Here is a 26,589-nt window from a genome sequence, read left to right as displayed (position 1 = left end):
AGCATTATTTTGGGTGAAATTCCCTTTTTCTAGGACATTATGTCTATTCATGACCAGGGTCTCATGTTATGATGGTTCAAAAAGGTCCATGCAGGCAGAGGGGGAAGAAAATGCCGTCGCTTTTTATCGATAAGTGGAAACAACGTTTCAAAATGCTCTGCTATTTACCCTTCTCCAACCGATCTCTAAAATATTTTCCTCCAGATTTTACCTTACGCGATCCGGTGGCTGCATTGGCAAAAGAGCAGCGTGCAAAAGGAAAAGGCTGCTATCTGATCCTGTTTCATTTGGAGGATTTTCCTCAGCTGTTTTTAACGTATCCGTATTCAAGCATTCAGGAGCTGCAACAGCAGATTAATCATATGATGCTGGACATGCTGCCGCGTTTTTTCAAGCATCAGGACATTATCGGCATCAAGCGGTTCGGTCAAGAAGATATCGGTCTGTTCGTTAAACAGCAGCCGGGTGTTTCTTATGATCAGCTGCAGCAAAAAGGGCAGGGGATGTGCTCGGAGCTTCAGGCACGTTTGCGCGCGGGCTTTGCCAAGCAGGAGGGGCTTCTCACCTGTTCAGCCGGCTGCTACATGATGGGTCCTGATATAGAAAATATAGAAGCGGCGATTCAATTCGCCTACCGTTACGCGTTATCCATAGCTATGAAGAAGCTGCCGGTTCATTTCTCCCAATCCCGGCAGCAGCTGATCGATATCATTCAGACGGAGAATATTGCCGTATTGGCACAGCCCATTATGAATTTAACGAGCGGGGATATCTTCGGATGGGAGATATTGACCCGGGGTCCGCAAAACACTCCTTTTCACAGCCCGGCCGAGCTGTTTGATTATGCTTATCAGGCGGATGTGCTGTCCAAAATGGAGTTTTTGGTTATGAAAAAAGCGTTCGAGGAGATGGCCAAACGAAGCATCAAGGAGCAGGTGTTCATTAATGTAACGCCTGTAACGCTGTCGCATCCGTTATTGCTGCGGCATTTGATGAAGCTGCTTGATGCGTACCCGACGGTAGCGCCTTCCCAGATCGTTCTTGAGATTACGGAGCGTCATGCCATTAAGGACTTCCGCTTTATGGGCGCCCTGATGAGTAAATACCGTTCGATTGGCTTCCGGTTCGCGGTAGACGATGCCGGTGCCGGGTATTCCAGCCTGCAATCCATTACGGAGCTCATTCCCGATATTATCAAGATCGACAAATCGGTCATTCAAAATATCGATCAAATGACGGTGAAGCAATCGCTGCTTCGCTCGCTGGTTCACTTTGCCGAGAACATTAACTGTCAAGTCATTGCTGAGGGTGTGGAGCGCGCGGAAGAGGCCGAGATGCTGTATGATTTGAAGGTGCAGATGGGCCAGGGATTCTATTTTGCAAAGCCGGAGCCTCTCGAGGCGGATCAGGATCGCATTCAGCGTTGTGATCTGCTCAAGGCCAAGGTTAAGCGCAGCCGGCAGGCGAGCATGATGCCCGCATAATTGCCAAAAGTGTGTCAGGAGATTGTCCGAACGGGGCTTGGCCTCGGGCCGGCAGTCTCTTTTTTAATGACTAGGCTCCCCGTTTGTGGTACGATAATGGTAACGTTTTTTCGTATGCAAAATAATTTTTGGCAATAGCTAGCAAAAAGGAGTGAACACGGATGAGTTCGATCGACCGCATCCTCGACAGTGCGCTGGCCGGAAACCGAATCAGTCTCGAAGACTGCATTCAATTATATGAATCGGATCAAATTGAAAAGATGGGCCACGTCGCTAATCAAATTATGCTGAGGCATCATCCGGACCCGATTACAACCTTTGTTATCGGCCGCAATATTAACTATACGAACATTTGTGATGTATACTGCCGTTTTTGTGCATTTTATCGTGCGCCGGGCTCGGCGGAAGGCTACGTGCTTCCGGATGAGACGATTTTCCAAAAGATTCAGGAAACCATTGATGTGAACGGAACTGAGATTCTTATGCAGGGGGGAACCAACCCGAACCTTCCGTTCTCTTATTATACGAACCTGCTGCGCGAGATTAAGAAGCGCTTTGACATTACGATGCATTCCTTCTCTCCGGCCGAAATTATGAAGATGAAGGAAGTATCCGGCGGGCTCACGCTCGAAGAAGTGATGAGAGAGCTGAACATGGCTGGCCTGGACTCGCTTCCCGGAGGCGGAGGCGAAATTCTGGATGACCGTACAAGACGCAAAATCAGCCGTTTGAAAGGCTCCTGGCGCGATTGGATGGACGTTATGCAAACCGCTCACAAGATCGGAATGTCCACTACGGCAACCATGGTTATCGGCTTCGGTGAATCGATGGAAGAGCGTGCGCTGCACCTGCTTCGTGTTCGTGACGCACAAGACGAATGTATCGCCAACAAATACAATTCTCCGGGATTTTTGGCGTTTATCTCCTGGACGTTCCAGCCTGACAACACCAATTTGAAGGCCGACAAGCTCGGACCGGAGGACTATTTGAAGAACGTGGCGATCAGCCGCATCATGCTCGACAACATCCCGAACTTCCAATCCTCGTGGGTGACGATGGGTCCTGAGGTTGGCAAGCAGTCGCTTCATTTTGGCTGCAATGACTTTGGAAGCACGATGATCGAGGAGAACGTCGTCTCCGCCGCAGGAACGACGCATAAAGTCAATATCGGCTCAACCCTGCAAATCATCCGCGAAGCAGGCAAAATCCCGGCTCAGCGCAATACGCGCTACGAGATTCTGCGAGTATTCGATAATGAAGAAGAGAAAGTCGACAACGACTTTGTCATGCAGAATTAATAGTTTAAGCCCCTGTAAAGCGTTAGTCTTTATGGGGGCTTTTTGCAATATCCAAGGCTTTACTTTACAGGGATATTTCGCTTATGGGTGCTGCTGATAGCCTTGGTTCAGGCGATTTATGCTTCTTTTCACTTCTATCCCATGGGAAATTGTTGTTTGTATATATGCCCTCCCCCGACCATATACTTAAAAAAGAGAAGTAAGGGAAGGAAGGAGTGAATGGGATGAAGCTGTTTGCCTTAACCTTGACGAAAACATCGGAGCCCTCCGTTCGTAAGCTTCATGCGGCTGTGGAGGATGCTGTCAGAAGCGTATATAAGCAGCATGTGGCCGTCCGCCTGCATCAAGATCAAACATCCTTTTTTGTACAGGCTGAAGGGATATTTCCCCTTTTTCAATTGGATAGAAGAACCGATGCGCTGTATTCGAAGGTCGCTGAGGTATTGGCGGAGTGGATTGTTCAGGAAGAAGAGGGACGATTGATTCGAACCATGATTGTCCGTGATTTTGATTACAAGCGGGAAGAGGATATCGTATCCATCATGGGCTATTGCCGTCCTGCTCCTTTTCCTGAAGAGGGTGAGGAAGCATTCGAGCCTGCCTTGGAGCAATCCGTTTCGAGACGCAAGCAGATGATTGCACAGGCCATCAGCGCGTTTTTGCAGGAATATACCGATTTGAATGTTCAGGGCTTTCTTCAATTCCGGCTGCAGGACTATATGAATGAGCTTCGTGAAGCGGTTGAATATGCCATTGATGAATTTTTGATGGATCAGCAATACCAAGAGTTTATTTCCCTGTTAAAATATTTCGTTTACATTCAGGAAGCGAAAATTCCGACGGCCCACCTGATACATAAGGGCGGAAACGAGTTCGTTCTGCTGAACGACCGAATGGAGCTCATTGACACGAGCCAGACCGACGCCACCTTCACTGTGGAAATGATCGAGAAGGACATCAATTTCGAAGATGTCATAGTCAGTACCTTGATTTCCGTATCTCCGCGCCAAATCTGCATCCATACCAGAGACCCGGAGGTCCAGGTGATCAAAACGATTACCCAAATCTTTGAAAATCGCGTGCAGCTTTGTGAATACTGCAGACTATGCCACAATCTTGACCGATCGGCAGTGTCTGACTATAATAAAGGGTAAGGCAACAATCAAAGACAACAATGGTTGAAGTGCTGTACAGAGAGAGGAGACCTGGCTGTAAGCTCCTTCAGTTAACGACAATCATTTACCCCTTTGTAGCTGGGATATGGAACACAGTTTGCTTCAGGAAGCATGCTCGTTAAGTATATATCTCCGGATCATTCCCGTTAATGAATGCTTATGAGGATTCGCGGAGCTTTGGGCGGATCGAACTAGGGTGGAACCACGAGACCAAGCGCTCTCGTCCCTTTTGGGATGAGGCGCTTTTTTTGTTGCAAGCTTTACTATTACAGGAGGTCGAACAAAAATGGCAGTAAAAGTTACTTTTCCGGATGGAGCGGTAAGAGAATATGAACTGGGCACTACGATTGAAGAAGTAGCGGGTTCTATCAGCTCCGGACTGAAGAAAAATGCGGTTGTCGGCAAGTTGAACGGCAAAGCGGTTGATTTGAACACGCCTATCGAGCAGGATGCGGCATTAGAGATCGTAACGCTGGATAACGAGGCCGGGCTGGAAGTATACCGTCACAGTACGGCGCACTTGATGGCTCAGGCGATTAAGCGCATTTACGGTGAAAAAGCGGTTAAGCTTGGGATAGGACCGGTTATCGAGGACGGCTTCTACTACGATATCGATCTGGAAACACCGGTAACTCCGGAGGATCTTACTAAAATCGAGAAGGAAATGGAGAAAATCGTTCAGGAAAACCTGCCGATCCGCCGCAGAGTCGTAAGCAGAGAAGAAGCGATCCGCATCTTCACTGAGCTTGGCGATCCGCTGAAGCTGGAACTGATTCGTGATTTGCCCGAAGATTCTGTGCTGACGATTTATGATCAAGGCGAATTTTTCGATTTGTGCCGCGGACCGCATTTGCCGTCTACCGGACGTATTAAAGCGTTCAAATTGTTGAGTGTAGCAGGTGCTTATTGGCGGGGAGATTCCAAGAATAAAATGCTTCAGCGCATTTACGGTACTGCATTCCCTAAAAAGGCTGAATTGGACGAGCACCTGCACTTGCTGGAAGAAGCCAAAAAACGCGATCACCGTAAGCTGGGTAAAGAGCTTCAAATGTTCACCTTCTCCCGTGAAGTAGGACAAGGCTTGCCGCTGTGGCTTCCTCATGGCGCCAAAGTACGCCGTACGATGGAGCGTTATATCGTTGACTTGGAGGAGCGTCTGGGCTATCAGCATGTATACACGCCGGTTCTGGCCAATGTGGAGCTGTACAAAACGTCGGGGCACTGGGAGCACTATCAGGAAGACATGTTCCCTAAAATGATCATGGACAATGAAGAGCTGGTTCTTCGTCCGATGAACTGTCCGCATCATATGATGGTCTACAAGAGCGACATGCGTAGCTATCGCGATCTGCCGATCCGCGTTGCCGAGCTTGGAACGATGCACCGTTATGAAATGTCCGGAGCTTTGACAGGCTTGCACCGTGTACGGGCGATGACTTTGAATGATGCGCATATCTTCTGCCGTCCGGACCAAATCAAGGAAGAATTTGCCCGCGTGGTGAACCTGATTCGCCAAGTGTATGAGGATTTCGGCATCAAGGACTACCGCTTCCGCTTGTCCTACCGTGATCCTGCGGATACGGAGAAGTATTTCCCGGACGATAACATGTGGGAAATGTCTCAACGCATGCTGCGTGAGGTTGTAGAGGAGCTGGGCTTGCCGTTCTACGAAGCGGAAGGCGAAGCGGCATTCTACGGCCCTAAGCTGGATGTTCAGATCAAGACGGCTCTGAAGAAAGAAGAAACGCTGTCCACTGCACAGCTGGACTTCCTGCTGCCTGAACGCTTCCAATTGGAATACGTCGGCGAAGACGGTCAAAAGCATCGTCCTGTCGTTATTCACCGCGGTATTATTTCCACTATGGAGCGGATGACAGCCTTCCTGCTTGAAAACTTTGCGGGCAATCTGCCAACCTGGTTGTCTCCGGTACAAGCGAAGGTCATTCCGGTTTCCACCGCATTCGAGGGCTACGCCAAAGAAGTGGAAGAAAAGCTGCAGCTGGCTGGTATTCGTGTTGAATCCGACCTTCGCAATGAGAAGTTGGGTTACAAAATTCGTGAAGCGCAGCTTGAGAAAATTCCTTACATGCTCGTTGTCGGCGAGAACGAGATGAACAATAACAGCGTCTCCGTACGTAAGCGCGGCGCAGGCGATTTGGGTGTCCAAAGCCTGGATAGCGCGACTGCATTAATCAGTGAAGCGATTCGTACGAAGCAAATCGATTAATGCGGCAGAACAATCCCTTTTCGAAGGGATTGTTTTGTTTTGAGAAACCTGTGGAAGTTGAAAATGTTTCTAATACTCCGATGGGGTATCCCATTCCAGCCGCTGTTGAAACTCGTGAATTATTTATTTGAATGTAGCGGTATTTTCACGGGTTTCAAAGGCGGACGTAAACTCTTCCAAGGTATACCCCATCTCCTTATTAACATTTTCCCGTAAAACCTGGCTTTCTCAATAACCAAGAACAATCCTTTCTCCAAGGGATTGTTCTTTTTTTTGGAGAAGGAAGGTTCCGTGCCTGCTCAGCTAGTATGGAGTTTTTGTATAATCCTAGTAGTAATTGGTTAGCCTCTTATAGTAAGGGGAGGTTTTAAACCAAGTATGTTACCAAAAGCCGTAAGTCATGCGAAATGGATCTGTTTCATTGCCGTACTGCTCGGATTGTTTCTGGCGCTGGAGCAAGAGCAGCAGTCCTTGGCACAAAACGGTCCTGCCGACCATGGTCAAACCAGTCAAGTCTTGCCGTCGTTGTCCCAAAACGTTCCGGCGGCTGCAGAGCCGCAATCCTTGTCCCGTCCGCAGGAGGAGAACGCAGCAAAAGAGACGAAGGCTGTTACAACTGTAAAACAGAACACTACCGTTACCTCTAATAAGAAGAGCGACAAATATACCTTTTTACCAAATATGAAAAAGGACATATCCCACTATAAGGCCGTGGAAGTAACAGCTACCGGCTATTATGCAGGGAAGGAATCGACCGGGAAAACACCGGGGCACCCTGAATATGGGGTTACTTTCTCTGGGATGAAGGTACAGCGGGATAAAAATTCGTTCTCCACGATCGCTGCCGACCCGGCCGTGTTCCCGCTTGGAACCGTGCTATGGATCCCAGGTTACGGATATGGAATTGTCGCAGATACTGGCAGTGCCATCAAAGGGAACCGAATCGATCTGTATTTCGAAACCAAGGATCAGGTGTACCGGGAATGGGGCAAAAAAACGTTGAACGTGTTTATCGTTAAAAAAGGTGACGGCAAAATAACAAAAACGATTTGGAGCCAGCTGGAGAATGAGATCCTGTTTTAAACTTCCAACATAAAAGCCTTTCACCGAACCCATACTAATGGATGTAAGGGGAGGTGAATGACAACATGGCTAAGAACAGAAATAAAAAGCAGCAAAATGATACCGAGTTTGCACAAGAGGTAACAGCTAAAAATGTGAAGCAAGCTGGTCAAAACAATGCAAACGAAGGTGCGAACCAAAACGCTAAATATTAAGGTTATGTGAGATAAAATGCATAAAGAAGCGGGCGTAGCATAACGTTCGCTTCTTTTTCTTTAAATAATGAGGAAACCCCCATTAATTCCTAACATCGTTCTTGAATTGGAGGTTTTCAAAGCGGATGTTTTAGTGTAAAATAGGATTTATACTGTAATATAAGTTAACATGAAAAGATAGGTGATGTCCCATGCGAGACGCTTTATTGATGGGGAATTCAATGCCGATAACTAGACGGAAAACAGCAGAAGTACTGCCTTTTTTAGAGGCTTATATAGCCCGAAAGGAAGAGCAGATTGCTGAAATCGAGCAGGTTATCGAACGCTATGAGAAAAAACGGCTGATGGAGGAGCGGAGCTACAGGGCTATGTCGTCGTTTCGTCGGATCTTTGCCGGTAAAAAGCCGGACCATCATCTGGCCGTAGAATATATCCACTACGTCAAAAAGCCTATGGAACAGGTTCGGCAGCTGCGCATGGAAGTTGAAAAGGCGAATTCAATCCTGAACAGCAGCGAATCGTCCGATGATGTTGCTATCAGCGAAGAATTCATGAAGGAACTGGGCATATAATCCGAGTGTATTGTTATAAAATTCACCTGTTTGCAGTCTGTATGGCTCCGGTTGCATTGCTATTAAAAGCGATGCTGACGGGGTTGTTTTTGTTTGTGCAGACGATTGACATGATGCCGGGTGAAACTGGAATCGACACAGGACTTTGCTTTACGACAAAAAAATCGTTATAATGGGTTCAGTCGGGCGGCTGCAGGGTTCAATATCATCTCTGGAATACAATCTTGAATGGAGGGATTTGATGATGCGCCAAGTACTCATCATATGTTTTGCTTTAGCTTTATTAGCAACAGGATGTACAAGCAAACCAGCGGATCAGGCGGGCACGACTCAGCCTAATCAACAGCAGACACCATCACCGTCACCATCACCACAGGCTTCCACTGCTCCTAATGCAACGGATTCGGCAGCAAAAGGCGATGACGCCAATAAAAACAAGCCGGCAGATCAAGCAAGTAAACCAACACCACCGCCTGAAGCTCCAAAAGGAGCTAAGGAGCAGCCGATTGTTACTACGGATCAGTATGGTAAAGTCGAAATGGGCATGACCTACGACGAAGTTTCTAAAGCGATGGGCCAAATGGGTAAGTTGATCAATGAGTTCTCGGAAGGGGAAGGCAGCAGTCCTGTCCAGACCTATGAGTATAAACTAAAAGACGGCGGATCCGTAAAAATCACGTTCAACAACGGAAAAGTCACTTCCAAGTCGGAAAGTGGCGGAAGTAAATAAAGAAAAACAAGGCTGGCAAAAGCACATGTGCTTTTTTGCCAGCCCTTTTAATATTCCGTAAAGCACCTGAATCGGCTTCAATAGCGTTGAATCTGTTTGTAGGGTATTTCAGTTTTTCTTTAGCTGCTCGAGCTCAATAAAATCATGATCCTGGCTGTACGCAGGAACGCCGTGAATGCCGACATCCAAGCCGACAAGCTCCTCGTCCCGGCTGACCCGAACAGGGACTAAACGATTAATTAGCTTCAAGGAAGTCCACGTTAAAATAAAGCCCCACACAGAAACGATAACCAAACCGAGAGCCTGCGCGCCAAGAAGGCTCCATCCTCCGCCATAAAACAACCCGCTGTAGCCTTGGCCGATGCCTTCGGTAAGTTCGGGTTTGGCGAATAACCCTACTGCCAGAGTCCCGATGCTTCCGCTGACTCCGTGGACAGCGAAGGCCCCTACAGGATCGTCGACTTTTTTGGAATCCAAATATTCGGTTGCGAATACCATGGCAATGCCGCTGATGGCTCCGATGAAAATGGCGGCTCCGTCACTGACGAAGGCGCATCCGGCCGTTATGCTGACCAGTCCGGCCAAGGAGCCGTTAATGACCATAGGCGGGTCGGCTTTACGGTATCGGAATAAAGTAAACAGAATGCAGGTTGCTCCTCCTGCTGCAGCGGCCAGCATCGTGGTCACTGCGATATGGCCGATCGAGCCGTTGGTTGCGCTGAGCGTGCTGCCGGAGTTAAATCCGAACCAGCCGAACCAAAGAATGAATGCGCCGACAGAGGCTAACGGCAGGTTCGACGGAGGGACGATGTTAGGTGTTCCATTATCGGAAAATTTTCCGATGCGGGGGCCGATGAATATGGCGGCAGCCAAGGCCGAGAAGCCGCCCATGGCGTGAATGACGGCAGAGCCGGCGAAATCGATCATTCCAAGTCTTCCGAGCCAACCGCCCGCACTCCAAACCCAGTGCCCGGCGATAGGGTAGATGAGGCCGGTCATGGCTATCGTGTATAGAATGTAAGCGTGAAAATGAATACGTTCGGCAACGGCTCCCGATACGATGGAAATGACCGCGATGACGAAGGCACATTGGAAGAGCCAGTACGTATCGTTAGAGATGGTAAGCTTGATGTGTGTCAGGTCTCCTCCCATCATGAAGCCGCTTGTTCCGATGAGACCTAAGGCATCCTTGCCGTACATAAGGCCAAAGCCGATGAAATAAAAAATAAGCGCGCCGAACGTAATGTCCACGAACACCTTCATTATGATGCTGACTGCGTTCTTCTGCCGTACGAAGCCTGCTTCCAGCAGGGCGAAGCCTCCCTCCATCAGCAGAATCATGGCCGCTGTCAGGACTACCCAAATCGTATCCAATCCACTCGCCAAAGCGGACAAATCCATACGTTCAACTCCCTTGTAACCTGTATATTGGTCCATCTACGCCAATCATTATACGGTTTTCATGACAATTATGTCAACGAACTACGTAAGATAAAATGACATGACAGGTCGAATGATCGTTTTTATTCGAAAGGGATAAATTCCAGCGGCTCCGTTCATTCTATTACTAAAAGGTACTGGAGGATGGACCATGATTTCATTAGATTCTACCCTGGTCAACCGGGAGGAAGCATACGATCAAGTTCGTAACGCTTTAGAGAGTCATCAATTTACTTTGGGCGGGAATTGGGAGTACGATCATGGTTACTTTGACCGGGCGCTGGATACCGAAAATAAGGTTTGGCTTCGCATTCCTTTTGCCGTTATTAGGGGAGAATTGGATGGGAATTCGGATTCGGTCGATGCCGTGATTCGCATGGGCACACCTTTTGTGCTCAAGCATCTATATAATGAAGGCTTGGATAGAGAAGCTCAGGTTAATACCTACGGCGCGTTGATCGATCAGTTCCAGGAGCCCGTTGACAAGGATGCGCCCGTCAGCGATGAGTGGGCGAAAAAGGCGGAAGCTATTTTGCGTGAGGTCGAAGTGAATTGGTCAGGACGTTAGGGCTCGTGAGGGGTTAGTCATTTGTCATCTGCTTTTGGTGCTATGAGCATGCGCATTTCAATAAGAAGAGAAGCTGCCGCAGCAGCTTCTCTTCTTATTGAAACAGCCCAGCGAATAAAAACTCTTTTTTCGCTCCCGACGTAAAGCGTGTCCAGGGCGAAGCTTTGCTTGCAAAGCCGTCCAGGACAGTCGCGCTCCCAATAAGCTAACGTAACTCCAAGCACCAGCCCGTTCCCCCACAGATGAAAGCGTGTCAAAGTCTTGATTTGCTTCAGCAAATCAAGACTTTGACTGACGCGCTCCCCCCTCAACCGTCTCATCGAAGCGGCTATAACCCTCTCCCTGCACCCAGCTTGCGGGGTCCAGGGGCGCCAGCGCCCGGGGTCCCCCTTGAGAGCAAGGGGGATATAGGGGGATTGTCATCAGTTAGGTGGGATTGACAAATCTTTTTACCTTCGATTCATATAATTTTAAGGTTTCTTTAAGGTTACAAAGGCATTATATAGTCAAAGATAGCAATTAGCATAGATAACCTTAAAGCCTGATATGAACGGAGGGTTTTTCAATGGACGATAACAAAAATAATAACGACTTCTTTCGTCGTCAAGACGGCGAAACTAACCATATCTCTTCTCACGATGCCGATAAATCGGATCGGAATGAAGCGCAGCAGGAAAGACCTTCATACTATTACTCCTATGGGCCTTATAAATCTACTATGGGAAATGAAGAAACGACCGGCTCGACGATGGCAAGCTCCACGGAAGGAGATACTCGCGTAGAGATGACACCGCCCAAGCCGCTGCGTACGTTTTCTTACAATGGACAGGAGGGCGGAATGCCTCAGGACCCGATGAGAAACTGGCAGTTCGAGCCAAAGAAACGGAGCTCTTCGTTCAGAAGCGCCTTCATCTCTTTCCTGGCTGGGGCCGTGGTAGTGGGGAGCCTGATGTTCGCTTCCGACAAAATGAACCTGTTCACCGGCTCTCATGGGGTCATGGGCAATACTTCGACTTCAGGTGCATCCTCATCCCAATCCTCGAACGGAAGCGGAGCAGTGAAGCCAACCTCACTCAGTCTCGGCAGACCGGATAACATCGCCCAAATCGCAGAGCAATCCGGACCGGCCGTTGTAAAAATTGAAACGAAGGTGAAGGCAAAAGCGAGCAGCGGCAATTCCATCTTCGATGATCCGTTCTTCCGTCAATTTTTCGGGGATAACGGTCGTTCCCAGCAGAAGCCAAAGAGCAATTCAGATCAATTGCAGCCTGGCGGAATGGGTACCGGATTTATTTTTGAAAAATCCGGCTATATCTTGACCAATGAGCACGTGATTGACGGCGCGGATGAAATATGGGTAACGGTACAAGGCTATCAAGAGCCGTTCAAAGCTCAGCTGCTCGGTAACAGCTATGACCTGGACTTGGCCGCTTTGAAAATTGAATCGACGGACGGCAAAGAGTTTGCTTCCCTGCCGCTCGGTAAAGCGGAGGATACGAATGTAGGTGACTGGGTTGTCGCTATCGGGAACCCATACGGCTTTGACCATACCGTTACGGTTGGGGTATTGAGCGCGAAGGAGCGCCCGATCTCCATTCCAGATACGCAAGGAACGCGCGAATACAAGCACTTGCTGCAAACAGACGCTTCCATTAACCCTGGTAACTCCGGCGGTCCCTTGTTGAACCTGAACGGTGAAGTCATCGGGATTAATACCGCGGTCAGCGCCCAAGCTCAAGGTATCGGCTTTGCGATACCGACCAGTACGATTTCCAGTGTTTTGGATAACCTGAAAAACAACGTGAAAATTCCGAAGGAACCATCTCCGTACATTGGTGTTGCCATGTCTCCTATCGATAAGGACTGGGTGGCCGAGCTGAAGCTCGAAAATACGGACGGCGCTATTATCTCGGATGTCGTTAGAAAAAGCCCTGCCTTTAAAGCAGGCCTGAGACCATACGATGTTATCGTAGAGGTGAACGGGGCCAAAGTAAAAACGACACAAGAGGTGCAGGACAAGATTAAAGCCTTGAAGGTTAATGATAAAGTGACGCTTGGCATTATGCGAGACGGTAAAAAGGAAAATGTGACGGTTATCGTCGGAGATAAGAACGCCACGGAATAAAGACCTACACAGAAAAAGGTTAGAACAGAAGAAGAAGTAGAGCGACCTTTCGTGAAGCTCTGCTTCTTTTTGTATCTGGAAGCAGGATTTTGTTACAATAGGATGAAGGTGGTGCTATAAGATGAGAGAAAAAATATTGGTAATAGATGATGATGAGAAAATTACATCCATGCTGAGAAGGTCGCTGGCCTTTGAAGGGTACACCGTATTTACGGCTAATCACGGTATGGATGGATTAAAGCAAATTTTGGAGCATGATCCGGATGCCGTTATCCTGGACGTCATGATGCCTCAGCTGGACGGGTGGGAGGTGGTTCGCCGCATTCGAGAGGGTGGCGCTACCGTACCGGTGCTCATGCTGACCGCCAAAGACGAGATCGCAGACCGCGTTAAGGGGCTCGACAGCGGCGCGGATGATTATTTGGTGAAGCCTTTTGCCCTGGAGGAGCTGCTTGCGAGAATTCGCGTGCTGCTCCGCAGAAAAGCCTCGGAGAAGCCGGAGCAGGCGACGAACCGGCTGCAGTACCAGGATGTCTTCATGGATCTGGATACCCGTGAGGTATTCCGCGGCGGACAATTGGTTGAGCTAACGACCAAAGAATTTGAGCTGCTGCATCTGTTTATGCAAAATCCGAAGAGGGTTCTTTCCCGCGATCTGATTATGGAAAAAATATGGGGATACGATTACAGCGGTGAGTCGAACGTGCTTGAGGTGTATATTGCGCTGCTGCGACAAAAAACGGAGGAGCATGGGCACAAACGGATTATTCAGACCGTTCGCGGCGCCGGATATGTACTGAGAGGAGAGGGATGACGTGACCATACGTCTTCGTCTGACTTTATGGTATACGGGCATTTTGTCGGTCACAGTACTGCTGTTCGGCTTTGGCTTGTACGGATTGCTCTACTATAATAACTACACCACTTACAAAGACAATCTGATTAATCAGACGGAGGATGTTTACACGCGTATTCAGCCTCGAATGGTCATTACTTTGGGCGGAGGCGTCAGTTGGGACTTTTTCATGCCTCAAGGACGGGAACTGCTCAAAAATTCAACGACATTTTACCAATTGAATAATTACCTGAATGGAAAATCGGACCAATCCGCGAACCTTAGGGACCTAAGCATGTCTTTGCCGGATTTGACTGAAAAACAAAAACAAGCCTTGGTGGAGCAGGGCAACCTGTTCCAAAGGGTAAAAATCGAGAATATGGATTTTATGGTGTACAGCCTGCCGATATCAGCGCTAAAAAACGGCCAGCAGCAATTGGCGGGTGTATTTCAAGCTGCAGTCTATACGGGAGATTTCGAAAAGCTGTTTTCCCTGCTGCGCTTGATTCTTATATTTGCCTCCGTTGTAACGATTTTGCTGGCTGCATCCGTCGGATGGTTCATGGCCAGGAAGGCGCTCAGACCCATCGATCAAGTTATCGCCGCGGCGAACCAGATTGAGAAAGGAACCGACTTGGGCAATAGAATCAACTATGACGGTCCAGAGGATGAGATCGGACGGCTGACGAGCACGATCAACGGCATGCTGGGCAGGCTGCAGACGACCTATTCCGATTTGGAAGAAGCGTATAGAAAGCAAAGGCGCTTCGTATCCGACGCCTCCCACGAGCTGCGGACTCCACTAACAACCATCCGTGGGAACGTGGATTTGCTGGAAAAAATGTGGAAGCGGACAGCGGTTAACGGAACGCCTGAGGATAGACAGCAGCTCGAGCTGTCGCTCGAAGCCATGCATGACATTGCCGGAGAGTCCGAAAGAATGACCCGTCTCGTGAACGATCTGCTGGCGCTTGCCCGAGCGGACGCAGGCTTTGTGATGGAGAAGACGGAGGTTGACTTGAAGCCGATTGTCGAGCAGGTCATTCGGAAGGCCCAGCTTCTGCCGCATGCAGCAGAATGGTTGGCAGGCGATTTGTCGGCATTGGAAGGTGTAAGGGTCAATGGTAACAAGGATTATCTGCAGCAGCTGATCTTTATTTTTGTCGAAAATGCTTTTAAATACACTGAAAGCGGAATGGTCAAGCTGGATGTCAAGAGGATGAATGACCAGATCGGCATCCGGATAGAGGATACGGGAATCGGCATGGATAAAGAAGAGGTTCCGCTTATTTTCGAACGTTTTTACCGGGCGGATCCATCCCGGGGGCAAACCTCGGGTACAGGACTCGGATTATCAATTGCCAAATGGATTATTGACGAGCATCAAGGGTCCATTGAGGTAACGACCCGCAAGGGCGAGGGGAGCACTTTCATTATTTGGCTGCCCATACTATCGACAACATTCGAGCAGCAGCATTCCCTAGAAGCGGGGAATCAGGTATAATGGACTAGAGAGGACGGTGCAGTGATGGATGTGATCAAAATCTCTCCGAGGGGCTATTGCTACGGAGTTGTGGATGCCATGGCGCTGGCCATGCAAACGGCAAAAAATCTGGATCTGCCGAGACCGGTTTTTATTTTAGGCATGATTGTGCATAATTCCCACGTGACGGATTATTTTGATAAAGAAGGCGTTATTACGCTGGATGGCCCGAACCGGCTGGACATCTTGAAGCAGGTCGATAAGGGAACGGTTATTTTTACAGCTCACGGAGTTTCCCCTGAGGTGCGTCAGCTAGCAAGAGAAAAGGGGCTGACCGTGGTGGATGCGACTTGTCCGGATGTAACCAAGACGCATGATCTGATCAAGGAGAAGACGGCGGAAGGCTACCACATTATTTATATTGGCAAGAAAGGCCATCCTGAGCCGGAAGGGGCTATTGGAGTCGCTCCGGATCAAGTTCATCTAATTGAGAGGCTGGACGAGATCGACCGTTTAGAGTTGGATAACTCCGCCAGAATCATCATTACGAACCAGACGACGATGAGCCAATGGGACATTAAACACATTATGAACGGGCTTTTGGAGAAATTCCCCAAGGCGGAAATTCATAACGAGATTTGTTTGGCCACGCAGGTTCGTCAGGAAGCGGTAGCCGAGCAGGCCAAGGATGCCGATCTTGTTCTGGTTGTCGGGGATCCGCGCAGTAATAATTCCAACAGGCTGGCACAGGTAGCTGAGGAAATCGCAGGTGTGAAAGCATACCGAATTGGGGATATTACAGAAATCAAGCGTGAATGGCTGGAGCCGGTAAGACGCGTTGCGGTGACCTCCGGAGCCTCTACGCCGACACCAATTACCAAAGAAGTCATAAACTATTTGGAACAGCTTGATCCACAAGTGGAGTCTTCTTGGGAGATTAAGCGAACGATTAATATGAATAAATTAATTCCGTCAGTGAAGCAAAAGGCTGGAAACGAATAACAAAATGTAAGGATGAAGGGACATGCAGCTGAAGAAGGCAAAAAGTAAAAAACCTTTTCACTTCCGGAATATTAAACGCTGGTTTAAATTGAAGTATTTGCTGCTGACCCGGGCCAAGGGGGGACCCGGTATGGTAGCTGCCGGTTTCTCAATCGGTCTGGCAATCGAAATGTTCACGCTGCCTACCGTTGGATTGGCCTTTTTCCTTATCTTCCCTTTAGTCTATTTGTTTCGCGGCAGTATGGCCGCGGCTTTAATAGGATTCGTGTTCGGGAAGGTGATCTATCTCCCGATGACCTATTTTCATATGAAGATCGGCGGCCTGCTGTTACCGCGCGGTACGCGCAAGTTTTTGGCGGATCATTTACCCGACTGGATGGACGCCTTTATCCGCTCCAACTTGAAATTGTTCATTGGAGGCGTCGTAGTAGGCATTATATTAGGATTAATTGTTTATTACCCTATTCGCTGGGGACTTGAAATGTACCATTCCAAGAGAAAAGAAAAACGAAAGCTGAGAAAAGCTCAATTGATGATAAGCTCTGAGTCAACGCATTGAGGAGAAAAGCAAGCTCCTGCACTTGACGAGGAGCTTATTCTCGTTGTATAGTTACTTTAGTGATTAAAAGCTTAAAAGCGTATAAGCGTTGAAGCGTGTCAGTGGATTTGGATCGTGAAGGTTAACTTATATTCTATTTACGGGAGTGTTGCTATTATGATCGTTATTATTTCTAATAAAGTATCTGAAGAACGTATCCAGGAGATTGTTCAGCACATTGAAAAGCACGACGTTCAAGCCCATGTGTCCAAAGGAGTGGACCGTACGGTCATCGGAATCATCGGGAAAGCCGATCCGATGCTTGCCGAGCAGCTGCGCCAGCTGTCCGGCGTAGAGCAGGTCGTCAAAATTTCGAAATCCTACAAGCTGGCGAGCCGTGATTTTCACCCTGAGAATACCGTAATTAAAATCAAGGATGTAGAGATCGGCGGAGATCAGCTCGTCATTATGGGCGGTCCGTGTGCCGTAGAATCCCCGGAGCAAATCGATGAGATTGCGCGATTGGTTAAAGCGGCAGGCGCTCAAGTGCTGCGCGGCGGGGCCTTCAAACCGAGAACCGGACCCTACAGCTTCCAAGGTGTCGGCGTAGAGGGCCTCGTGATGATGGCGGAAGCCGGCAAGAAGCACGGGCTGCTGACTATTACGGAGGTTATGACGCCGGAGTATGTAGATGTGTGCGCCGAGTATGCGGATATCCTGCAGGTTGGCACGCGGAATATGCAAAACTTCGATCTGCTCCGCAAGCTGGGAACTATTAAAACGCCGGTGCTGCTCAAGAGAGGATTCAGCTCCACGTACGATGAATTTTTGAATGCGGCGGAGTACATATTGGCGGGAGGCAATCCGAATGTGATGCTCTGTGAGCGCGGAATCCGAACATTCGAACCTTACACGAGAAATACGCTGGATCTGGCAGCCATCCCGGCGCTTCAAACTTTAAGCCATTTGCCGGTCATCTCAGACCCGAGCCATGGCACGGGACGCAGAGAGCTGGTAGAGCCGATGAGTAAAGCTTCCGTGGCCGCAGGCGCGAACGGCTTGATTGTGGAAATGCACACGGATCCGGACAATTCGATGACAGGGGACGGCGTACAATCGTTATTCCCGGATCAATTTGCGAAGCTGATGCTGGATTTGGAGAAGCTTGCTCCATTGTGCGGCAAACGGTTTGACACAAAAAAAGAAGCAATTAACGTGTAATTAAATAGGAATGTTAACAAATCAGAAGGCTTGATTCCTTGCTTCTAGGGGGATCAAGTCTATTTTTGTCGAAATTATGAACGAAAACCTATGTATGTGTAAGGATACCTCACATAATCATAAAAAATACCTCACATAAGTATTGACGATCATTCATGAAAAGCTATATAATAACACCATGATAAATAAAAAACTTGAACAATGTACGAACAAACCAAGAAGAATGTTCGGAAATTAGGAGGTTGGCGATTCATGTCAGTTCAAAACGTATTAAACATCCTTAAAGAAAAAGGCATTGAGTGGGTCGATTTTCGTTTTGTAGATCTTAACGGTAGAGCTCATCATATCTCCTTGCCGGCTAATGAAGTTGACGAAGCTACATTTGTGAACGGGGTAGCATTCGACGGATCTTCCATCCCAGGCTTTAAAGGTATTGAAGAATCTGACATGGTTATGCTTCCTGATACCGAGACAGTATATGTTGATCCTTTCACAGCACATCCTACATTGATCGTTATGTGTAACATCCACACTCCAGATGGCGAGCGCTATGATCGTGACCCGCGCAGCATCGCTCAAAAAGCGGAAGAGTACTTGCAAAAAGCTGGAGTAGGTACAACAGCAAACTTTGCTCCGGAATCCGAATTCTTCATCTTTGACGAAGTTCGTTTCGAGAGCGGTCAGAACAAAGCTTCTTATTTCGTTGATTCTGAAGAAGCTCACTGGAACTCCAACCGTAAAGAAGAAGGCGGAAACCTTGGTTTTAAAGTAGGCCACAAGGGCGGATACGTGCCAGTAGGTCCTACCGATACACAACAAGACATCCGCAGCGAAATGTGCCGTCTGTTGATGGAATCCGGTCTTCGCATCGAGCGCCATCACCATGAAGTGGCAACGGCGGGTCAAGGTGAAATCAACTTCCGTTTTGACACATTGACAACAACAGCGGACAACCTGATGAAATACAAATATATCGTACAAAACACAGCTAGACAATACGGCAAAGTAGCAACCTTCATGCCTAAACCATTGTTTGGCGACAACGGTAGCGGAATGCACGTTCACATGTCCATCTTCGATGGCGACACTCCTCTTTTCTATGAAAAAGGCGGCTACGCTAACCTGAGTGAAATGGCTTTGAACTACATTGGCGGTATCCTGTACCATGCACCGGCTTTGATCGCTTTGACGAACCCGTCCACGAACTCCTTCAAGCGTCTGGTTCCTGGTTATGAAGCGCCAGTTAACCTGGTATTCTCCAAAGGTAACCGTTCCGCGGCAGTTCGTATCCCGGTTGCAGCTGTAACTCCAAAAGGCTGTCGTATCGAGTTCCGTACTCCGGACTCCACAGCGAACCCTTACTTGGCATTCGCAGCTATGCTGATGGCTGGCTTGGACGGCATCAAGAAGAAAATCGATCCTCGCGCTCTTGGCTATGGCCCATTGGACAAGAACATCTACGACCTGTCCGATGCAGAAAAAGGCGAAATCCGCAGCGTACCTGGTACTTTGGATGAAGCTCTTAACGCTTTGGAAGCTGATTATGAGTTCTTGACTGAAGGCGGCGTATTCTCGAAAGACTTCATCGATAACTACATCGGCTTGAAACGCAGCGAAGCTAAAGCCGTATCCATCCGTATTCATCCGCATGAATACTCCTTGTACTTCGACCTGTAAGAACTTATTGATTCTTCATATAGAGAACAGCCTCCCGGATTTTTCAGGGGGCTGTTTCTTTTTTCCGCTGCAGGCTTAGTTCCCCATCATGCTTCGTCCGGTCGTCGCCAGCCATTCATAGGATACATGTACACTATCTTTTGTTCCATCCATAGAAAGCCAAGCTCCTCATATAAAGGTCGTGCTGCTTTGTTAGTAAGATCGGTTTCCAGCTGCATCCGATTGGCGCCAGCCTTCTCAGCTATTGTACGGGCATGGAGAAGCAGCTGTCTGGCTGCTCCCTTCCGCCGGTAAGGTGGGGCGGTATACACGTCTTGAGTTCGTAGAATAGGCAGTCCCCTTGACGTGGAGAGGCCCCAATTATAGGTTAAAAATCCGGTGTACTGATCTTCGATGCGGGCCAATAAGCAGAAGGCGTGCGGATAGCGGAGAAGCCGCAGCAGCGTCTCTTGGCATTCTGAGAGCCGTTGCTCGTTAGAGACATCCAGATTCTTGAACTGAGCTATCAGCCGGCTTGCCTCCGGAATGATATCTTCACTTAACTCAACAACCTGTACGTTACCATGATCCATTACAAACAACCTCCCTTTTATGCGATACATTGAAATTGTTACATGAATTGGAAAAAAAGAATAGACTTATCCTTAACGGATAGTTATGATGTTGAATTAGGTACGTTTAAAAATTCGGACTCCCTAAGTGGGGCGGGTTGTAAAATGGATGTGCGATTTTTTATATGAATGGGTTTTTACAATAACTTGCGGCCGCTCATGAAGCGGTCTTTTTCTTTTTTACGCCGCGTCACTGATTTGTAATAAATCTTCCTTATAATAGAAGCATAAAACCTAGTGAAACGGGTGGTGCGAAGATGGGGGCAGCATGGACGGAGAAGGAAGCTGTACACCTGCTGAGCCGTACAGGCTTCTATGTGGATAAACGGGATGTTAGCGTTTGCATTGAATTGGGAAAGGAAGAAACGGTACGGCGGATCCTCGCCGGAGAAGCGTTAACCGGGGGCGGGAGCGAGCTGCTGCCGCTTGCTCAGGTCAAGGCCGACGGCAAGGAGCTGAAGGCGGATTCTATCGGGGACCAGCAAACGTATTGGCTGTACCGTATGGTCACATCCGAGGCACCGTTAATAGAGAAGATGACCTTGTTCTGGCATGGTCATTTCGCCACCTCCTACCAGAAGGTTAAGGAGGTTTCGCTGATGGTCAGGCAGAACGAGCTTTTCCGGAAATATGCTCTGGGCAGCTTTCACGATTTGGTGCTGGAGGTCGGCAAGGATCCGGCAATGATGCTGTATCTGGATTCCAACAATAACAAGAAGGGGAAGCCCAACGAAAACTATGCCCGCGAGGTAATGGAGCTGTTCACCCTGGGGATCGGCAATTATACGGAGCAGGACATCAGGGAAGCGGCACGCGCTTTTACCGGTTGGTCCTACAGCAAGCAGAAGGATGAGCTGAAATTCAACAAAGGCCAGCATGATGGCGGCACCAAGACCATTCTCGGAGAGAAAGGGAATTTTGATGAGAGCAGCACCATTGACGTGCTGTTTAAGCAAGAGGCGCTCTATCACTTTATGGCGACCAAGCTGCTGAAGTTTTTTGCTGTGGATGATCCGCCGGAGGAATGGGTCCAACAGGTGGCCGCCGATTTCGCCGAATCGAACAACGTGGGCGAGGTGCTGTCGAAGCTGTTCTTGTCCGACACGTTCTACGATCCCAAGTATCAGGGGAGCTTGGTCAAGACGCCTGTTGAATACGTCGTGGGGATTCTTCGGGCGTTCCGCATTCCCATGTCCAAAGGCTTCGCCCAGGCTTCCAGGAAGATGGGGCAGGAGCTGTACCTGCCGCCCGATGTGGCCGGCTGGAGAGGGGGAGCCACCTGGCTAATGACAACCAGCTTGCTGGCGCGGTACCTGTTCGCCGAATCGGTAGCCAAACGCATTAACAATGCGCTGCTTGGCGGGAACGACTACAAGCTGGATGCGGAAGCAACAGCCGAGGATTGGGTGCATCAATTTGCGCAAAATGCGGGTGTATGGTATCTCGGTGAACAAACCGCACAAGTACTTACGAAATACGCGGAGGATACCTTCGTACATTCGGCACAAAAAGCCGCAGGGATGAAAGGGCTGCTTCAGCTCATAATGATCAGTCCGGAAGCACAGATGAAATAAGGGGGAGTGAGGGCGGAATGAAGCTGACAAGAAGGGATTTTTTGTTAAAAGGAACGGCTTTGCTGGCCACGCTCGGGCTGGGAGGACCGATGATTTTCGCACAGGATGGCTCTCCGCTGAGCAGTGCTTCAGAGGATCAGCCGCAAAATGTCGATGCGCCGGTCCTCGTCGTCATTCAGCTGTCCGGGGGTAATGACGGGATTAATACGCTCATTCCTTACGGCATGGGAGGGTATTTTGACGCTCGCCCGACGCTCAAAATTATGGAGAATGAAGTGCTCGCCATTAATAATGAGGTAGGCCTTCATCCGAGCCTGACCCGGTTGAACGAGTTGTATAAGAACGGCAAGCTGGCGATTATTCAAGGCGTGGGATACCCCAAGCCGGATCACTCGCATTTTCGTTCCATGGAAATATGGCAAACGGCGGAGCCGGAGAAATACATACGGTCGGGATGGCTGGCACGGTATGTGGAGTCTTCACTGGCCCAATCGAGGAACCCGCTCAAGGCGCTCCAGATCGGGAATAACGCGAACAAGGCGTTTCATTCCGATACGATTAACGTTCCTGTCATTCAATCGGTAGAAACCTATACGATGTTTGATCCCAAAACGCCGAAGGCTGAGCAAAACCGGTTAGCCAAAGCCTTTATCGATATGTACGATCCGAATCGCCAAGGAACGCAAATCAAGGTGACCTGCCAACGGGGCGCCGATGCCTATCAGAGCGTGGAAGCCATTCACAGCTTGACGAGCGGGTATCAGAACAAGGTGGAGTATCCCAAATCGGGCATTGCGCGCGATCTTCAGCTCGTTTCCAAGCTGCTGTCGGGTCAGTCGGGAACCCGGGTGTTTTATGTAGAATTGGGTGGATTCGACGATCATGCCCAGGAGAAGGAGCAGCATGCGAAGCTGCTGAAGCAGCTGGACGAAGCGATTGGTACGTTCTATAAGGATCTGGAGGCGCAGGGGCTGCAGGATCGTGTCGTCACGATGGCCTTCTCTGAATTCGGCCGAAGAGTGAAGGAGAACGGCAATGTAGGAACGGATCATGGAACCGCGGCCCCGGTATTTGTTCTGGGCGGCAAGGTGAAGGGCGGTATGTACGGAGTCATGCCAAGCCTCACTAATCTGGATAACGGAGACTTGAAGTACGAGGTCGATTTCCGCTCGGTTTATTATACATTGGTAAATAATTGGCTCAAGGGCGATGCCGGTAGCGTCGTGAAGGGCTCCTTCGAAAATTTGGCCTTTATTTGATTATTTTAAAAGGATAAAACCGATCCTGTCCTTCGGGGCTTGATCGGTTTTTGCATGAAGGTCCGGTTACAAAGAGCCTTCCAGCGGATAGATACCGATGGTTTCGTACATAGGCTGCCGGTACATATGGGTGCGGAACAAAACAATACGATCGACGGTCCACGATGCGGGTTCCCCATTAGACCCTTCAATATCCTGGAGAGGGGCTACCGTATAGGGGGCTTCACCCGTATATTTTTTGGCAAGGGTAATATGCGGTCTATAAGGACGGTTTTCAGGCTGAAAGCCTAGAGGCTCCATGGCCTGCACGATGTGGGCTTGAAGCTGCCGTAACGGCTCCATTTGGCCGCTCAGTCCCTTCCACAGTATAGAAGGGGCATCCGGCTTGCCGAACGTACCCAGCCCCCCAAATTGCAAGCGGAACGGACGTATCGGCTTAGTTAGAGAGGTGAGGGAGCTCTTCACTTGTTCGGCCGTCTGCGGGTCGGTATCTCCCAGGAAGCACAGCGTAATATGCAGGTCTTCGGGGTGAACCCATTTTCTAAATGAACGGCTCGCCCGAAGCTCGTCCATCTCTCTTTGCAGGAAGGAACGTTCAGCGGTATTGAACGGTATAGCTATAAACAATCTGTCTGTGCTCATGCCAATCCCCCTTTATTTCTTGTTCTTTGAAATTAAGATATCCGGCTCTTTGTGAAATATGTATCAATGATGTGAAGAATGAGCATAACTACTTGATGGATTAGGACAAACTTTGCTATCATACCTATATCAAATCTAAAGATGCTGATGCTAATAACAAGGTGAAGGTGTGAAACCATGACGAAACGAGCGTATAATTTTAACCCGGGTCCTGCGGCTCTTCCGTTGGAAGTATTACAGCAAGCTCAACAGGAATTTGTAGATTATAACGGAATTGGCATGTCCTTGATGGAAATTTCCCATCGCAGTAAAGAGTATGAAGCTATCAATGCGGAAACGCAAGCTTTATTGCTGGAGCTTCTGGGAATTGAATCCGGATATAAAGCATTGTTCATGGGCGGCGGCGCAAGCACCCAATTCGCCACTATTCCAATGAACTTCCTGAAGCCAGGTAAAGTGGGCAGCTACATCATCACCGGCAGCTTCTCCGAGAAAGCTTATGAAGAAGGCAAAGTGGTAGGAGAAGCCGTCATTGCGGCATCCAACAAGGAAGGCAAATGGAGAAGCCTGCCTAAGCAGGAGGATATCCATATTGATCCTAACTCGGCCTATGTCCACATGACGACGAACAACACGATCGAAGGCTCGCAGTTCTCCTACATTCCGGAAACGGGAGACATTCCTTTGATCGGCGATATGACGAGCGGAATTTTGAGCCGTCCGATCGATGCAAGCAAATTTGCGATGATCTATGCGGGCGCACAAAAAAACCTCGGTCCATCCGGCGTAACCGTAGCGGTAATCCGCGACGACCTGCTGGCTGAGGAGCCGAAGCACATTCCTTTCATGCTTCGTTATACGACGCATGCCAAGAACAGCTCCCTGTACAATACGCCTCCGGTTCATTCCATTTACATGGTGAACCTGGTATTGAAATGGGTTAAGAACAACGGCGGCGTTGCTGCGATGGAGAAGAACAACATTGAGAAAAGCAAGCTTGTGTACGATGTTATTGACGCCAGCGGCGGCTTCTACAGCGGCAACATTGATCCGGACAGCCGTTCGATCATGAACATCACCTTCCGCCTCCCAAGCGAAGAGCTGGAGAAGAAATTCGTGAAGGAATCCGAGCAGCATAACTTCGTTGGCTTGGCCGGACACCGCAGCGTAGGCGGCATTCGTGCTTCGGCTTATAACGCAGTTCCTTACGAGGCTTGCAAAGCATTGGCTGAGTATATGATCGATTTCCAAAAACGCAACGGATAAAAGAGGAAGCGGCAGTCCTTACTGCACAAGGGGGACTGTCTTTCTTTTTGCAATCGGGGATGGACATAGAAAAAATGAGCACCGCTACATCCTGTAAGGCGGCACTCATTTTTTATCGAATAAAATCGGATTAGGCGAGAGACTCCTTCATGGCCGGTTCGGTCAGCTTGTAGCCGACATTCCGAATAGTGACAATGTATTCAGGATTTCGCGCGTTGTGCTCAATTTTATCCCGCAGATGGCTGATATGGACGTCCACAATCCGCGTATCGCCAAGAAAGTGATAATCCCATACGCCGTGAAGCAGCTGCTGGCGGCTCAGTACTTTGCCGCGGTGCTTGCATAAGAACAGAAGCAGGTCGAATTCCTTAGGCGTAAGCTCTATCGTTTGGCCGCGTAAGGTAACCTCGCGCTGGTCGGCTTGAATCTCGATTTGCCCGACTGTAAGCGGTGCATTCTCTACAGTGGACGGAAGGGTTTGCAGACGGCGCAAAATTGCCTGAATACGGGAAATCAATTCCTGAGGACTGAACGGCTTGGTCATATAATCGTCGGCGCCGTTATCAAGACCGGCAATTTTATCCGATAAGTCCTGCATCGCGGTCAGCATAATAATGGGTACCAGGTTGTTTTGTTCACGCAGCTTGCGGCATACTTGAATACCATCCATTTTGGGCAGCATCAGGTCCAGTACGATCACATCGGGCCGAAAATGTTGAATAGCTTGGAATACAGCTTCGCCGTCATATACGCAGTGTACCTCGAAGCCTACCAGCTTCAGGTTAAATTCTATAAGCATCGAAATGGAAGGTTCGTCGTCAACAACAAGAATTTTCTTCTTCATCCTTCGAATCTCCTTTTGTAGGTTAGCGCTTGATAGTTCTATTATGGCAGGCTTCTATCAACCGCATATTAAGGATAGGTAAAGTGAATGTTAAATCTCACGGCTTATGTATAAAATAGTAAGGTAGAACAAACGAGGTGACGATTGAGCTATGGCATTTCATATTGTACTAGTGGAACCGGAAATTCCGGCCAATACGGGCAACATTTCAAGAACATGCGCAGCGACAGGAACGTGGCTGCATCTGGTAAGACCGCTTGGCTTCAACACGGATGACAGGACTCTAAAGCGTGCGGGGCTGGATTACTGGCATTCCGTAAAGCTCGAATATCATGATTCCTTTCAGGAAGTGAAGGATAAATATAAGGAAGGGCGCTTCTTCTTTGCCACGACCAAGGCAAGCCGCGTTTACACCGATTTTACATTCCAGGACGGAGATTTTCTTGTCTTCGGTAAGGAAACGAAGGGGCTGGCGCCCGAGATTTTGGCGGAGCACCCGGAGCAGCTGATGCGCATGCCGATGTCGGATGCGGTACGTTCCCTGAATTTGTCCAATTCAGCGGCTATCATTTTATATGAAGCTTTACGTCAAAACGGGTTCCCAGGCCTTACTTAAATTACAAACAATTAAGGGGGATATGGCAGGAATTTTGACACAAGCCACGAATAGTATAAAGACAAGCTTTTGTTCGTTCCGGGCTTGGTTATACGGTTCTTTTTGTTGTGGAAAGTGAGGTGAAT

The 26,589-nt window shown here is 48.8% G+C and carries 25 protein-coding genes; 20 read left to right on the top strand and 5 right to left on the bottom strand.

Annotation, left to right across the window (positions count from 1 at the left end; translation table 11 throughout):
• Positions 1-110: 110 nt before the first annotated feature.
• From GGC63_RS04580 to GGC63_RS04550, 8 genes are all read left to right on the top strand, one after another.
• Positions 111-1,484, top strand: coding sequence for an EAL domain-containing protein (locus GGC63_RS04580; protein ID WP_192701249.1), 1,374 nt, complete (start codon positions 111-113; stop codon positions 1,482-1,484).
• Positions 1,485-1,645: 161 nt separating this feature from the next.
• The gene (gene mqnC, locus GGC63_RS04575) at positions 1,646-2,782 is read left to right on the top strand and encodes a cyclic dehypoxanthinyl futalosine synthase (RefSeq protein ID WP_192701248.1); all 1,137 of its coding nucleotides are present in this window, start codon (positions 1,646-1,648) and stop codon (positions 2,780-2,782) included.
• A 224-nt stretch (positions 2,783-3,006) separates the two neighbouring features.
• Positions 3,007-3,936 carry a putative sporulation protein YtxC gene (gene ytxC / locus GGC63_RS04570; RefSeq protein ID WP_192701247.1) on the top strand — a complete coding sequence of 310 codons (930 nt, stop codon included), beginning with the start codon at positions 3,007-3,009 and terminating at the stop codon, positions 3,934-3,936.
• 307 nt (positions 3,937-4,243) lie between these two features.
• Entirely contained in the window at positions 4,244-6,184 is a 1,941-nt protein-coding gene (gene thrS / locus GGC63_RS04565; RefSeq protein WP_192701246.1) for a threonine--tRNA ligase, read from the top strand.
• A 378-nt stretch (positions 6,185-6,562) separates the two neighbouring features.
• The gene (locus GGC63_RS35070; RefSeq protein WP_079908181.1) at positions 6,563-7,267 is read left to right on the top strand and encodes a 3D domain-containing protein; all 705 of its coding nucleotides are present in this window, start codon (positions 6,563-6,565) and stop codon (positions 7,265-7,267) included.
• A 65-nt stretch (positions 7,268-7,332) separates the two neighbouring features.
• The gene (locus GGC63_RS34840) at positions 7,333-7,461 is read left to right on the top strand and encodes a hypothetical protein (protein ID WP_264082003.1); all 129 of its coding nucleotides are present in this window, start codon (positions 7,333-7,335) and stop codon (positions 7,459-7,461) included.
• Positions 7,462-7,682: 221 nt separating this feature from the next.
• A complete protein-coding gene (locus GGC63_RS04555; protein ID WP_225947896.1) occupies positions 7,683-8,033 on the top strand; it encodes a hypothetical protein in 351 nt (116 codons plus the stop codon).
• Between the two features lie 241 nt (positions 8,034-8,274).
• Complete coding sequence (locus GGC63_RS04550) at positions 8,275-8,763, top strand: hypothetical protein (protein ID WP_079908182.1); 489 nt, start codon at positions 8,275-8,277, stop codon at positions 8,761-8,763.
• A gap of 108 nt (positions 8,764-8,871) precedes the next feature.
• On the opposite strand, the gene GGC63_RS04545 is transcribed toward GGC63_RS04550, so the two are convergent.
• The gene (locus GGC63_RS04545; RefSeq protein ID WP_192701245.1) at positions 8,872-10,164 is read right to left on the bottom strand and encodes an ammonium transporter; all 1,293 of its coding nucleotides are present in this window, start codon (positions 10,162-10,164) and stop codon (positions 8,872-8,874) included.
• A 190-nt stretch (positions 10,165-10,354) separates the two neighbouring features.
• On the opposite strand from GGC63_RS04545, the gene GGC63_RS04540 reads away from it, so the two are divergent.
• Complete coding sequence (locus GGC63_RS04540) at positions 10,355-10,771, top strand: YugN-like family protein (RefSeq protein WP_192701244.1); 417 nt, start codon at positions 10,355-10,357, stop codon at positions 10,769-10,771.
• A gap of 17 nt (positions 10,772-10,788) precedes the next feature.
• On the opposite strand, the gene GGC63_RS04535 is transcribed toward GGC63_RS04540, so the two are convergent.
• Complete coding sequence (locus GGC63_RS04535) at positions 10,789-11,091, bottom strand: hypothetical protein (RefSeq protein WP_192701243.1); 303 nt, start codon at positions 11,089-11,091, stop codon at positions 10,789-10,791.
• Positions 11,092-11,336: 245 nt separating this feature from the next.
• Between GGC63_RS04535 and GGC63_RS04530 the strand changes: the two genes are divergently transcribed.
• The 7 genes from GGC63_RS04530 (at position 11,337) to glnA (ending at position 19,652) form a co-directional block, all read left to right on the top strand.
• Positions 11,337-12,896: a S1C family serine protease gene (locus tag GGC63_RS04530; RefSeq protein ID WP_192701242.1), complete on the top strand. Its 1,560-nt coding sequence runs from the start codon at positions 11,337-11,339 to the stop codon at positions 12,894-12,896.
• Between the two features lie 121 nt (positions 12,897-13,017).
• Complete coding sequence (locus tag GGC63_RS04525; protein WP_079908186.1) at positions 13,018-13,710, top strand: response regulator transcription factor; 693 nt, start codon at positions 13,018-13,020, stop codon at positions 13,708-13,710.
• Between the two features lies 1 nt (position 13,711).
• Positions 13,712-15,235: a sensor histidine kinase gene (locus tag GGC63_RS04520; protein WP_192701241.1), complete on the top strand. Its 1,524-nt coding sequence runs from the start codon at positions 13,712-13,714 to the stop codon at positions 15,233-15,235.
• Between the two features lie 24 nt (positions 15,236-15,259).
• A complete protein-coding gene (locus GGC63_RS04515; RefSeq protein WP_192701240.1) occupies positions 15,260-16,216 on the top strand; it encodes a 4-hydroxy-3-methylbut-2-enyl diphosphate reductase in 957 nt (318 codons plus the stop codon).
• A 22-nt stretch (positions 16,217-16,238) separates the two neighbouring features.
• On the top strand, positions 16,239-16,775 hold the full coding sequence (locus GGC63_RS04510) for a DUF2062 domain-containing protein (protein ID WP_079908189.1): 537 nt from the start codon (positions 16,239-16,241) through the stop codon (positions 16,773-16,775).
• 156 nt (positions 16,776-16,931) lie between these two features.
• Positions 16,932-17,975: a 3-deoxy-7-phosphoheptulonate synthase gene (gene aroF / locus GGC63_RS04505; RefSeq protein WP_079908190.1), complete on the top strand. Its 1,044-nt coding sequence runs from the start codon at positions 16,932-16,934 to the stop codon at positions 17,973-17,975.
• Positions 17,976-18,227: 252 nt separating this feature from the next.
• Positions 18,228-19,652 (top strand): type I glutamate--ammonia ligase, encoded by a 1,425-nt coding sequence (gene glnA / locus GGC63_RS04500; RefSeq protein ID WP_079908191.1) that lies wholly within the window; start codon positions 18,228-18,230, stop codon positions 19,650-19,652.
• Positions 19,653-19,738: 86 nt separating this feature from the next.
• Here the strand turns inward: glnA and GGC63_RS04495 are convergent, their stop codons facing one another.
• Positions 19,739-20,224: a GNAT family N-acetyltransferase gene (locus GGC63_RS04495; protein WP_192701239.1), complete on the bottom strand. Its 486-nt coding sequence runs from the start codon at positions 20,222-20,224 to the stop codon at positions 19,739-19,741.
• Positions 20,225-20,520: 296 nt separating this feature from the next.
• Here GGC63_RS04495 and GGC63_RS04490 point away from each other — a divergent pair, with 296 nt between their 5' ends.
• On the top strand, positions 20,521-21,837 hold the full coding sequence (locus GGC63_RS04490; protein ID WP_192701238.1) for a DUF1800 domain-containing protein: 1,317 nt from the start codon (positions 20,521-20,523) through the stop codon (positions 21,835-21,837).
• A gap of 17 nt (positions 21,838-21,854) precedes the next feature.
• Entirely contained in the window at positions 21,855-23,096 is a 1,242-nt protein-coding gene (locus GGC63_RS04485; RefSeq protein WP_192701237.1) for a DUF1501 domain-containing protein, read from the top strand.
• Positions 23,097-23,162: 66 nt separating this feature from the next.
• Here GGC63_RS04485 and thpR read toward each other — a convergent pair whose 3' ends face one another.
• Positions 23,163-23,738, bottom strand: coding sequence for an RNA 2',3'-cyclic phosphodiesterase (gene thpR / locus GGC63_RS04480; protein ID WP_192701236.1), 576 nt, complete (start codon positions 23,736-23,738; stop codon positions 23,163-23,165).
• A 177-nt stretch (positions 23,739-23,915) separates the two neighbouring features.
• On the opposite strand from thpR, the gene serC reads away from it, so the two are divergent.
• On the top strand, positions 23,916-25,004 hold the full coding sequence (serC, locus tag GGC63_RS04475) for a 3-phosphoserine/phosphohydroxythreonine transaminase (protein WP_079908196.1): 1,089 nt from the start codon (positions 23,916-23,918) through the stop codon (positions 25,002-25,004).
• A 130-nt stretch (positions 25,005-25,134) separates the two neighbouring features.
• Here the strand turns inward: serC and GGC63_RS04470 are convergent, their stop codons facing one another.
• Positions 25,135-25,848, bottom strand: coding sequence for a response regulator transcription factor (locus tag GGC63_RS04470; protein WP_079908197.1), 714 nt, complete (start codon positions 25,846-25,848; stop codon positions 25,135-25,137).
• Between the two features lie 151 nt (positions 25,849-25,999).
• On the opposite strand from GGC63_RS04470, the gene trmL reads away from it, so the two are divergent.
• Positions 26,000-26,464: a tRNA (uridine(34)/cytosine(34)/5-carboxymethylaminomethyluridine(34)-2'-O)-methyltransferase TrmL gene (trmL, locus tag GGC63_RS04465; protein ID WP_192701235.1), complete on the top strand. Its 465-nt coding sequence runs from the start codon at positions 26,000-26,002 to the stop codon at positions 26,462-26,464.
• Positions 26,465-26,589 lie beyond the last annotated feature (125 nt).

Origin of the sequence: Paenibacillus sp. OAS669 (genome assembly GCF_014873645.1) — a bacterium.
In the GTDB taxonomy this organism is placed as follows: domain Bacteria; phylum Bacillota; class Bacilli; order Paenibacillales; family NBRC-103111; genus Paenibacillus_S; species Paenibacillus_S vulneris.
The sequence above is the reverse complement of the archived record's forward strand: the minus strand, read 5'-3'. Positions and strand labels throughout refer to the sequence as shown.

Excerpts from the sequence above, each read along its gene's own strand:
- GGC63_RS04580 (WP_192701249.1), top strand. The coding sequence starts at position 111 with ATGCCGTCGCTTTTTATCGATAAGTGGAAACAACGTTTCAAAATGCTC.
- mqnC (WP_192701248.1), top strand. The coding sequence starts at position 1,646 with ATGAGTTCGATCGACCGCATCCTCGACAGTGCGCTGGCCGGAAACCGA.
- ytxC (WP_192701247.1), top strand. The coding sequence starts at position 3,007 with ATGAAGCTGTTTGCCTTAACCTTGACGAAAACATCGGAGCCCTCCGTT.
- thrS (WP_192701246.1), top strand. The coding sequence starts at position 4,244 with ATGGCAGTAAAAGTTACTTTTCCGGATGGAGCGGTAAGAGAATATGAA.
- GGC63_RS35070 (WP_079908181.1), top strand. The coding sequence starts at position 6,563 with ATGTTACCAAAAGCCGTAAGTCATGCGAAATGGATCTGTTTCATTGCC.
- GGC63_RS34840 (WP_264082003.1), top strand. The coding sequence starts at position 7,333 with ATGGCTAAGAACAGAAATAAAAAGCAGCAAAATGATACCGAGTTTGCA.
- GGC63_RS04555 (WP_225947896.1), top strand. The coding sequence starts at position 7,683 with ATGCCGATAACTAGACGGAAAACAGCAGAAGTACTGCCTTTTTTAGAG.
- GGC63_RS04550 (WP_079908182.1), top strand. The coding sequence starts at position 8,275 with ATGATGCGCCAAGTACTCATCATATGTTTTGCTTTAGCTTTATTAGCA.
- GGC63_RS04545 (WP_192701245.1), bottom strand. The coding sequence starts at position 10,164 with ATGGATTTGTCCGCTTTGGCGAGTGGATTGGATACGATTTGGGTAGTC.
- GGC63_RS04540 (WP_192701244.1), top strand. The coding sequence starts at position 10,355 with ATGATTTCATTAGATTCTACCCTGGTCAACCGGGAGGAAGCATACGAT.
- GGC63_RS04535 (WP_192701243.1), bottom strand. The coding sequence starts at position 11,091 with ATGAGACGGTTGAGGGGGGAGCGCGTCAGTCAAAGTCTTGATTTGCTG.
- GGC63_RS04530 (WP_192701242.1), top strand. The coding sequence starts at position 11,337 with ATGGACGATAACAAAAATAATAACGACTTCTTTCGTCGTCAAGACGGC.
- GGC63_RS04525 (WP_079908186.1), top strand. The coding sequence starts at position 13,018 with ATGAGAGAAAAAATATTGGTAATAGATGATGATGAGAAAATTACATCC.
- GGC63_RS04515 (WP_192701240.1), top strand. The coding sequence starts at position 15,260 with ATGGATGTGATCAAAATCTCTCCGAGGGGCTATTGCTACGGAGTTGTG.
- GGC63_RS04510 (WP_079908189.1), top strand. The coding sequence starts at position 16,239 with ATGCAGCTGAAGAAGGCAAAAAGTAAAAAACCTTTTCACTTCCGGAAT.
- aroF (WP_079908190.1), top strand. The coding sequence starts at position 16,932 with ATGATCGTTATTATTTCTAATAAAGTATCTGAAGAACGTATCCAGGAG.
- glnA (WP_079908191.1), top strand. The coding sequence starts at position 18,228 with ATGTCAGTTCAAAACGTATTAAACATCCTTAAAGAAAAAGGCATTGAG.
- GGC63_RS04495 (WP_192701239.1), bottom strand. The coding sequence starts at position 20,224 with ATGGATCATGGTAACGTACAGGTTGTTGAGTTAAGTGAAGATATCATT.
- GGC63_RS04490 (WP_192701238.1), top strand. The coding sequence starts at position 20,521 with ATGGGGGCAGCATGGACGGAGAAGGAAGCTGTACACCTGCTGAGCCGT.
- GGC63_RS04485 (WP_192701237.1), top strand. The coding sequence starts at position 21,855 with ATGAAGCTGACAAGAAGGGATTTTTTGTTAAAAGGAACGGCTTTGCTG.
- thpR (WP_192701236.1), bottom strand. The coding sequence starts at position 23,738 with ATGAGCACAGACAGATTGTTTATAGCTATACCGTTCAATACCGCTGAA.
- serC (WP_079908196.1), top strand. The coding sequence starts at position 23,916 with ATGACGAAACGAGCGTATAATTTTAACCCGGGTCCTGCGGCTCTTCCG.
- GGC63_RS04470 (WP_079908197.1), bottom strand. The coding sequence starts at position 25,848 with ATGAAGAAGAAAATTCTTGTTGTTGACGACGAACCTTCCATTTCGATG.
- trmL (WP_192701235.1), top strand. The coding sequence starts at position 26,000 with ATGGCATTTCATATTGTACTAGTGGAACCGGAAATTCCGGCCAATACG.